The organism is Herbivorax alkaliphila (genome assembly GCF_030848475.1).
Taxonomy (GTDB): Bacteria; Bacillota; Clostridia; order Acetivibrionales; family Acetivibrionaceae; genus Herbivorax.
On sequence record NZ_JAVDDS010000073.1, the window covers coordinates 1 to 10,248 of the forward strand.

The window sequence follows — 10,248 nt, forward strand, 5'->3', positions numbered from 1 at the left end:
GAAGGTACTGTTACGCTTGTTCTGTTTCCTGCTTGGTCATAAGTGTAGGATATAGAGGTTTTATTAGGATTTGTCTTTTTAATCAGTCTGTCTCTTGAATCATATTTATATTCTGTTACTCCTCTTGAATCGGTTACAGTCTCATAAAGCCCGTTCGGAGTATAAGTGAACTTTACAATTTCTCCATCTGGAAGTTCTTTTTTTATAAGCTGATTGTTTTCATTGTACTTATAACTTATTGTGTTCCCTTTAAAGTCAGTCTGTGTAAGAATATTTCCATTAGCATCATACTCTGTAACAGCTGTCATACCTAATGGCAGGGTTCTTTTTATTCTTCTTCCTAATTTATCATATTCAAAAGTAGTTGTCTGACCTTTTGCATCTGTCTGTGATATTAGATTGTCAAATTCATCATATCCATATGTTGTTTCATTACCTAATGCATCGATAACTTTTATAAGATTTCCAATTTCGTCATATTCAAAATATGTTGTGTAACCTGCCTGATCTGTTTTTGATATTTTTCTTCCTGCTTCATCGTATTCTATAGCAGTGTACGTTCCATCATTAAATGTTGTTCTAACCTTTTCATCTCTTGAGTTATACTCATATTTCACAAAATTCCCTTTAGCATCTGTCCTTTTTACAAGATTTCCGTTATTATCGTACTCAAATGATGTAATATTACCTAATGAATCCGTTACAGATGTTGTTCTTCCTGCTGCATCATACGTATAACTTGTTTTATTTTCACGCTCATCTATACTTTTTACAACCCGTCCTGCTGCATCATACTCAACCTTTGTAGTGGCTCCATCTGGATAAGTTGTCTTTATCACTCTTCCAAGGCTGTCATATTTATAACTTGTTGTTCTGCCCATACAATCTGTATAAGAAAGAGTATTTCCTTCAGCATCATAAGTATAGCTTTCCGTGGTATTATCAGGATACATTACCGAAATAAGATTCCCAAAGTCATCATATTCATATTCAGTTCTATTACCTAATTTGTCAATGCTAGCAGATTTGAGCCCTATGGAATTATATTCAGTTCTTTTTACATTTCCATAAGAATCAATAGTTTCAACCAACTTATTCATAGAGTTATATTCATATGTGGTTGTTGCAGTCTCAATATCACCCGAAGCTGTTGTCCTCATCTTCGTCATACTGGTAACATTTCCATTTGCATCATATGTGTATTCTAAAATATCTCCATTTTCAAACTCCTGTTTTGTAATGTTGGCTCTAGAGTCGTATTCATATTTTGTCTCATTATCTAATGCATCTACTGTGCTTGTTACATTTCCTCTGTCATAATTACTGGTTAATTTGTTTCCCATAGGATCAATAATAGCTGTTATATTACCTTTATCATCATATATATTTTCAGTAACATTTCCATTAGCATCTTTAGTTGTAAGTTTTTGACCTCTACTGTCATATGTAAATTCTGTTACATTTCCAAGGGCATCTGTTTCACTTGTTTTATTATTTTGATCGTCATATGTAAATTTTCTGGTATTTCCCATTGCATCTGTTTCGCTTGTTTTATTATTTCTATCATCATATGTATATGATGTAGAATTTTTCATTGCATCTGTTGTTTTTAGTACATTTCCATTATCATCATATGTAAACACTGTTACATTATCAAGTCTGTCACTTACTACTTCCTGTCTTCCTTCAATGTCCCTAGAATACTCTATTCTATTTCCATCTGCATCAATATGTGCAATAATTCTACCTTCCTCATCATATTCATTACGAGCTGCCGTAACTCCCCTTGGATCAATTATATCAATAAGACCATGGCTTGAATTGTATGTAAATCTAGTAACATTTCCTTCCTGATCTATAACTTTTACAAGATCTCCATAATAATCATACGTGTAACTTATACTGTTTCCCATAGGATCTGTTATTTTTGTTATTCTTCCCTGACTATCTCTTTTAAACGCTACACTCTTCCCAGCAGAATGTATTATTCCATCATCTCTAAAAGTAATAGTGTTACCATTTTCATCCTGTATTCTTTCAACACCTTTAGACTGACTTAACTCTATAACCACACCTTCTCTTGTTGTAAGCCTGAAACGATCAGGATCAAACAATGTATAATCAGTATTTGCCAGTTCAATTTCACCTGTGCCACCTAAAATCATACAATAGTCGTCATCTAAAACTTCAAGACTTGAAAAAGTTCCTGCCTTAGGCACAAATGAGACTGTTACAAATTGTATAGGGATTAGTGGTTGTGTGCTTGGATCTACAACCATTGAAAATTCGTCCGTTTTTCCATCAGGGTAAGTAACAGTAATAACATGAGGCTTTGTCTCACTTATAACATAATTTGAGCTAATGCCTCCCCCTGAAACAGTCTGCTGCCAACCTCTGCCCATATCTCCACTTTTGGTAAGTTTAATATCACTTAGTTCTAAATCCCAACCTACTCCAAAATCACCCTTTAATTTGTTACGACTGTCATAATTACGATTAATTGTTATTGGCATCCCTGCAACAGGAACTGTCAAATCATTAAAGCCTATTGAAAAGTTACCTACTTTCATTTCACCATCTAGCTGATATGTTCTCTCATCAGTAGATTTATTTCCACTTGCATCTTCCACCATTAACCTTACATCATAAAAACCGTTTCTCATTGTAGTAGCATCTAGAGTTCCTAACACATCATTTTCTACTGATGAAGTTCCTTCAGCAAAAGTTATATAATTATTTTCTCCACTAACAGAATACTCTAACTTGTATCCAATAAGCTTTGTATCATCCATTGCAGTTCCTATTATTTCAATTGCATCTGTTAGCTTTGAGTGATTTTCAGGTTTACTAATTAATGCTGTCGGAAGTGTTTCATCACCAGTAGTCAGTATTCTCAACTCTTTTACAGCATATCCTTCATTTTCTGCAGCATCATAAGCAGTAGCTTCAAGTTTATATATACCTGGATTTGATGAACTGAAAGTAGTTATTCCTTCTTCATCCAGCAAAACTTCTTCTCCATTAATTTCAAGCTTTTTAGACTCAACTCCTACGTTGTCTGTAGCATTAACTGTAATATCCACTGTCTCATCAACATCTACCCTTGATGAAGATATTAAGATATCAACTTCAGGACGTATATAATCAATATCTGGCGTCGGTTCTGGTGTCGGTTCTGGCGTTGGTTCTGGCGTTGGTTCTGGCGTCGGTTCTCGTGTTGGGTCTGGTGTTGGGTCTGGCGTCGGTTCTGGCGTTGGTTCTGGTGTTGGAGTTGATCGTCTTGAGGATGCACCACCTCTATAAGGAGTCGGAGTTGGTTGTGGCGTTAAAGTTGGCTCTGGAGTCACTTTTGGACTTGGAGTTTCAGGTGGACCTAATGGAGGCATTGTCCATTCTGGCACCTCTATATAACTATTCACCACATCAAGCATTTGTACTGCTTCAGCTCTCGTTATTAAATTAAAAGGTCTGAATGTTTTATCAGGATATCCCTCAACTATACCCTGAGAAGCAAGATTTTTAATGCTTTCATAAGCGTACTCTGAAAAAGTATCTTCATCTTCAAATATAAACTCTATACCATTTTCAAAAAAATTCACATCAAAAAGCTTTTCAACCAATACAGCTGCATCCTGTCTATACATATTTTCCAAAGGTCTAAAAGTTGAATCCTCATAACCAGCTATTAAACCTTCACTTGATGCATAAGTTATTGCATTGTAAAACCAATCATCTTCACTTACATCTTTAAACTCTGATTTATCTCCAATATCAGTTATTTCGAATATATTTACTACCATAGCAGTAAATTCCGATCTTGTTACAAAACTTTCTGGTCTAAACGTACCGTCATCATACCCGGCAATCCAATTTTTTCTTGCAAATTTTTCAATAACATCACTTGCCCAATGACCTTCAATATCTGAAAAAGTTAGTTTTGCATTTCTATCTTTAGCAGCAGATGAGTTTTGAATATTATTACCATCAGAAAATTCCTGTGAAATGGTATTACTATCCCCTAATGAATTTAATCCCTCAGCCGCATAAGATATAGATGTCATTATCATAGAAACAATTAATAAATAAGAAATGACCTTTGCTTTCGCACTCATGTTTTTATCCTCCCCTAAAGTTAATTTTAAATGCCTTTTTATCCGCATTGCTTTTAAAAAAAAAAATAAACTTATTAACAATTAATAATTGAATTTTTCTTTAAACAAATAAATCTATTGTAAAGTATTTTTACAATAGATTTATTTGTTTAAAGTTTTAATTACATTATATATTAAAATACATTATTTGAAAACTATTTAAAATAATATTTTTAAATAGTTTTAACAAATTTTAAAAGTTAAAAACTTTAATGCCGTATTAAAAGACTTTAATCATTATCTATTCTAAGACACTACCTTCTATAAGGTGGAGTTGCTCGTATAAATCTTCAGGTGGAGACTCAACTCCACCTGAAGCCTCGATGTTTAGGTTTAGCTAAACACGTTCACTCTTTTGCTCTAAAACCACTAAAAATGGTTGAAAATTGAATCTCTTATAAAGATTCATAACCTCTTCATTACCAACTGCTACGTTAAGCCTCTTTTTTTCTACACCTTTTTCATCCATCCAGTTTAATGACAGTTCCATTAAGTTTTCCGCTATTTTATTTCTTCTATATTCTTCTTCAACAAAAATTGATTCAACTTCTCCTAACTTTTTATTATCAATAGTGGATATACAATATCCAACGTACTTGTCTTTTTTTACATCTTTTGCTATAACAACTCTTATTTCTAGCTTCTCAAACATCTCATCTTTCCTACCGTCAAAAGTCATATTTCTAAATTTATCTGAGAAATATGTTGATACATCTTCATGATACTTCCTTTTTTTTACCCAAAGTGCTCTTACTTCCTCAAGTAATCTTGAATCTCCTTCCAAGTAACTAATATTTAACATTTGCTTATCCTCCTTACTTCTCGCTTTTATTCACTAAGTACAACAGTTTTAAATAATAATTTTTTTAATAAGGCTATATTTATCATAAGGTTTGGAGGATGTTCCATCCACTAACCATAAAATAAATAGAAAAGCCTACAATAAATATACCCAAAAATAAAATAATCCAACAATATACATTATCACTTATTAATTTCTTGCCTTTTGAAAACGCTACAGAAATTGCCGAATACCATGTCAAATCTGCTAGAATATGGCCTACAAAAAAGACCAGAATGCCAATTAAACCCAAAGCCAAGGATTGACGTACTGACTCTATACCTGCTGATGACCACCAAATAATAAAATACGGATTAGTAGCACTTACAATTGCTCCTGCCAAAACAAGATTTTTCATACCTGAACTATTGTCCGCTCCTTGTTTCTCAATAGATACTGACTTTTTTATTCCAGCCTTTATCATTCCGTATCCCATCCATGCAAGAAAGGCAGCGCCAAATAAACCAATAATTCCTGCAACTGTTGGATTAGAAAAGAAATCTTTAAGTCCAAATATCATTACAATAATTAATATAAATTCTAAAATTCCATGACCTAACACTGTCAAAGGACCTGCTACCCAACCTTTTCTAAGACTACCATCAATGGTAACACCTAGCATAGGCCCTGGCATCATTGCCCCTGAAAAACCTATTATAAAAGCACTAATAAAAATCCCCCAAAAAGTCATATTAATATACCCCTTCTTATAATATTCTATAAAAAAACAGATTCTATAAAATGAATCAATATCATACTCTAATCTTATATGCTTTAGAGCTCAAAAAAACTGTATAAACAAGAATATCTTCCTTATACTCGCAAACTAATAGCTTGCATTAAACTAGAGCCTGTAGCCAAACATCAACTCCCATATTTTGTTAACATTTTTTTAATTTATATTTTTATATTAACATATTTTTTATAATCTATGTTAGTTAAAACCTATATTTTTCTTTAAAGAATTCTTGTAATAGTGATTTTTTTGAATTTTATGCTCTAAATATTTATCCAAAAATATAACTACATCTTATTAAATAGCTATAAGATCTTTTATGCGAAAGTATATACTGAAATAGGTGATTTCTTCTTTTACATATCATTTTTTAAGTATTGATAGGTTTATATGTTTGTGTTAAAATATAGTTAATATGCTTTTCAAGGAGGTGTACAGGTGAATAATCAAGTTTTAGTTGATGTTATTTTGGAAAGACTACCAGCTCAGATTTCAGGCATTACATTTATTTTTTCAAGCCCTAGTGGTAGTGTGTCCAAAAATAAATATTATGTCAACTAAAGCAAGAGAATTGTCTTTACAAAGCCTTTAAAATTAAAATTTAGGTCCAGGTAAAGTTTCTTGCCTGGAATTTTTAATATGCAGTTATAATTATTTCTTATTTAAAAGATCAAAGGTCCAGGCATTGATTCGATTGCTGGATCTTTTTGTATTTTTAATTAATAAATAATTACTAGGAGGAGCGGAAAAATGATTGAATTGGCATTAAACAAAATAGAAAAATATTATGGAGCAAATAAAGTCTTAGAAGATGTAACATTAGAGGTTAAAACTAGAGACAGATTAGCTATAATAGGGAGTAATGGAACAGGGAAAACTACTATATTCAAGATAATATCTGGTATTGAAGAATATAATGGCGGTGTTATGTCTATAAGAAAAGGTGCAACTATAGGATATCTTGACCAAATACCTGAGTATCCAGAGCATTACAAGGTTATAGATATTTTAAACCTAGCATTTCAAGAACAGTTTAAAATTAAAAATGAGATGCTAAATTTAGAAACTAAAATGAGTACTGCTAATCAAGAAGATCTAGATAGAATCATGAAAAAATACGGTAAGCTTCAAACCTTATTTGAACATTTAGAGGGATACGATATAGAAGAAAAAGTAAGTAAAATATGCACTGGGTTAAAAATAACAGATGAATTTAAAAATATGTATTTTTCAAATCTAAGTGGTGGAGAAAAAACAACAGTATTAGTTGGTAAAATATTACTCCAAAACCCTGATATCCTACTCTTAGATGAACCTTCTAATCATCTAGATATTGAATCTGTTGAGTGGTTAGAGGGATACTTGAACGATTATAAAGGTACAATTTTAATCATTTCACATGATAGATATTTCTTAGATAGAGTAGTAAATAGAACAGCTGAAATAGAAGCAGGAACAACAGACATGTATGAGGGAAACTACTCATACTATTTTGAAGAAAAAAGGAGGAGAATAGAAGCTCAATTACAAGAATATGAAAATCAGCAAAAGAAAATAAAATCTATGGAGGATGCGATAAAACGATTTAGACACTGGGGAACTATAGCAGACAATGGAAAAATGTTTGTAAAAGCTAGAAATATGCAAAGAAGAATAGATAAAATGGAGAAGTTGGATAAACCCACTACAGAAAAAAAAGCTATACAGTTAGATTTTGATGTAAATGATAGATCAGGTAAAGATGTATTAATGCTTAGCAAAATATACAAGTCATTTGACGACAAGGTTTTACTTGAGAATATAGACCTGCATGTTAGATATGGCGAAAAAGTTGTGATTCTAGGTAAAAATGGATGTGGAAAATCAACACTAATAAAAATCCTTTTGAGTCAATATGAACCTGATAAAGGAGAAGTAACGCTTGGATCTAGTCTTAAAATTGGCTATCTAGACCAAGAAGTAAAATTTGAAATTCCAGAAGAAACAGTACTAGATACATTTAAAAAAAGCTTCATCATGTCTGAAAACAGAGCAAGGGGTATACTTGCTAAATTTCTCTTTTATGGAGAAGATGTATTTAAGAAAGTAAGTAGTTTATCTGGAGGTGAGAGAAGCAGGCTAAGGTTATGTCAACTTATGCACCAAGATGTGAACTTACTTATTTTTGATGAACCTACAAATCATTTAGACATTGGGTCAAGAGAAATGTTAGAGGCATCTTTATTAAACTTTGAAGGTACCATTGTTTTTGTATCCCATGATAGATACTTTGTAAACAAAATAGCGGAAAGAGTAGCGGAAATAAGAGATAAAAAGATTAAAAACTATGAGGGTAATTATGACTATTATCGTGAAAAGAGATTAGGTGAAGCACTTAAAGAAGATAAACAAGCAAAAGTTATTGTAAAATCAAAAAAAGAAATAAAGAAAAAACCATCTGTAAATAAAGGATTGATAGAAAAAAAAATCATTGATTTAGAAAACGAAATAGCAGGAGTTGAAGAAATTCTTAAGCAAACTGAGTTAAAAATGGACAAATATAAATCAAAACCTGAAAAACTAAATGAATTATTTCAACAATCATCTCAGCTTAAACAAAAACATGATGCTTTACTTGATAGCTGGATGGAACTATCTAGTAAACTGTAGCTCAGCAAACCCATAAGTTATGATTTTAAAAAAGCTGTGATGTAATTATTACCAATTGCCTCACAGCTTTTTTAAAGGATTTAATAAAAACTTTAAAGTTTCTTTTTCTTCTAACTCTTGAATTTGACACTCATTATTTTTCTCACCCTATTTTTTATAATTACTACTAATAATACCTACCGAAATGAATGAAGTTTACTTGCTAAATCTTTAATATTTTTTTCAAGTATATCTATTAAATCATTCTTATATTTAGGATTGCTTTCCCAAAAATCCTTACTTACCTTTAAAACCTGGTTTAAAAGGTCTCCACTATACAAATCACCTTGTGAAAAAAGATTATCTTCAAGTATTTCCAATGCTAAAGGTATCAGATAATTTAAACCTATATTTTGTCCTATCATAATTCTTAAATCTTCTACAGTAAAACTTGATATTGGCTTTTTTCTTAACTCCTGACAAGTGGTAACTAAATAGGAATTAAAATTGGACTCCCCCAAGTCTTGACCTTCAATTTCCTCTAATGTTTTAAACCTATCGAAATGAAAATATTTTTCCATATATACTTCTCCCCAACAATTAATAATTAACAGGCTAAACCTGTAAAAAATCTTTATAGACAGTATCTACTCATTCTATCTTGACACAATCATCTTTAATTTTAATTTACCTAAGCACTTACTGGCTTCATAAATCTCATGTTTAACTTTAGGATATGAACTCATAGCAGTAGGAATGGTTTGCATATCAATAATAAATGTTATTTCTTCACTAGAAATCTCAATTCTATCAATAATATCGTCATGAAAAGAAGGAAACTATCCAAAATCACTTTCTATTTTTTCATTCCCAATAATAAAGAACCTATCCATTACTTCATCTCCTTTTAAATTCTTGTGTATAGTATCACCCGTTTTGAAGAATACTTTGGTCTTCTTAAGATTGCACCGGCTCAAAGTTAAAAAATTTATTATATGTAACTGTAAAACTTGTAGGAATTTAAATTAGCATAATTATCATATACAACATCTCCATATTATTTATCAAAATTTAATTTTGATAGTTCTGTTAGTGCTTCTTTTGCAACCACCTGCACATGAGGATTTTCGTGAAACTCATATTTGATAAATATAGGCACATATTTTTGATTGTATGTTAGTTCCAAAGCATATATGGCATCCTCAAGTAATTCAGGTTCCACCATTTCTATATTATCCGCCAAATAATCCAACGAATTCCTGGAATAGTCGGTTAGTAATTGCAAAATGTCATCCTTAACATCTTTATCAGCCTCAACGAATAACCGTTTTTGGAGAAGAAACATTATATCATCGAAGTAAGGCAAATTATACCCGTAATAAGGGTCAAGATATTTATCCAAGCAAAATAATAAACTTCTTTTCTCTTCAACGTCTCTCCCATTTAAGATTTTACTAATATCATCTATTCCACTTTTCACAATATTCTGGTGCTCCTTGGTATATGTTACCAAGTCAAACTCATTCTCACTCACAAAATCCTCCTTTCCATTTTCGCCTTATTAAAATATATGTGTCTTTAAAAATGAAGGGTATCAACTTAATTGTTCTTAACTTATACCTAATATATAAATAATGCAAACTTTCATTTTTTATATGGTCAACTTACATCCTCTGTCTTGGCTTACTAGAAATTATTTGAGTTAGTCCGCCTTTCATTCTCATACCATGCTTTACCGCTATATTCATTCCATTGAACAATTGATTTTGAAAATGAAGTCGTAAGATAGAAATTGCCAGCACCACCGTCAATATCGAAACAAACAGAATACGTCTTTTCTTTAATGTCAGATAACTGTTCCATACTATATATATATAAGGACAATCATCTAA

The 10,248-nt window shown here is 31.5% G+C and carries 8 protein-coding genes; 2 read left to right on the forward strand and 6 right to left on the reverse strand.

The window, feature by feature from the left end; translation table 11 throughout:
- The 3 genes from RBH29_RS16415 to RBH29_RS16425 all read right to left on the reverse strand — a co-directional run.
- The coding region (locus tag RBH29_RS16415) for an S-layer homology domain-containing protein (RefSeq protein ID WP_306698082.1) at positions 1–4,112 on the reverse strand (4,112 nt) is incomplete at its 3' end.
- A gap of 376 nt (positions 4,113–4,488) precedes the next feature.
- Complete coding sequence (locus RBH29_RS16420; RefSeq protein ID WP_306698083.1) at positions 4,489–4,953, reverse strand: GNAT family N-acetyltransferase; 465 nt, start codon at positions 4,951–4,953, stop codon at positions 4,489–4,491.
- Between the two features lie 82 nt (positions 4,954–5,035).
- A complete protein-coding gene (locus RBH29_RS16425) occupies positions 5,036–5,683 on the reverse strand; it encodes a LysE family transporter (protein ID WP_306698084.1) in 648 nt (215 codons plus the stop codon).
- A gap of 483 nt (positions 5,684–6,166) precedes the next feature.
- Between RBH29_RS16425 and RBH29_RS16430 the strand changes: the two genes are divergently transcribed.
- Entirely contained in the window at positions 6,167–6,289 is a 123-nt protein-coding gene (locus RBH29_RS16430) for a hypothetical protein (protein WP_306698085.1), read from the forward strand.
- Positions 6,290–6,478: 189 nt separating this feature from the next.
- Positions 6,479–8,377 carry a ribosomal protection-like ABC-F family protein gene (gene abc-f / locus RBH29_RS16435; protein WP_306698086.1) on the forward strand — a complete coding sequence of 633 codons (1,899 nt, stop codon included), beginning with the start codon at positions 6,479–6,481 and terminating at the stop codon, positions 8,375–8,377.
- 176 nt (positions 8,378–8,553) lie between these two features.
- Here the strand turns inward: abc-f and RBH29_RS16440 are convergent, their stop codons facing one another.
- The 3 genes from RBH29_RS16440 to RBH29_RS16450 all read right to left on the reverse strand — a co-directional run.
- Complete coding sequence (locus RBH29_RS16440; protein WP_306698088.1) at positions 8,554–8,937, reverse strand: contact-dependent growth inhibition system immunity protein; 384 nt, start codon at positions 8,935–8,937, stop codon at positions 8,554–8,556.
- A gap of 476 nt (positions 8,938–9,413) precedes the next feature.
- A complete protein-coding gene (locus tag RBH29_RS16445; RefSeq protein ID WP_306698089.1) occupies positions 9,414–9,890 on the reverse strand; it encodes a hypothetical protein in 477 nt (158 codons plus the stop codon).
- Between the two features lie 130 nt (positions 9,891–10,020).
- Positions 10,021–10,248: hypothetical protein (locus RBH29_RS16450; protein WP_306698090.1), on the reverse strand; the 228-nt coding region annotated here is incomplete at its 5' end.

Bases quoted from the DNA above. Each gene is read 5' to 3' on its own strand.
- RBH29_RS16420 (WP_306698083.1), bottom strand. From the start codon at position 4,953: ATGTTAAATATTAGTTACTTGGAAGGAGATTCAAGATTACTTGAGGAA.
- RBH29_RS16425 (WP_306698084.1), bottom strand. From the start codon at position 5,683: ATGACTTTTTGGGGGATTTTTATTAGTGCTTTTATAATAGGTTTTTCA.
- abc-f (WP_306698086.1), top strand. From the start codon at position 6,479: ATGATTGAATTGGCATTAAACAAAATAGAAAAATATTATGGAGCAAAT.
- RBH29_RS16440 (WP_306698088.1), bottom strand. From the start codon at position 8,937: ATGGAAAAATATTTTCATTTCGATAGGTTTAAAACATTAGAGGAAATT.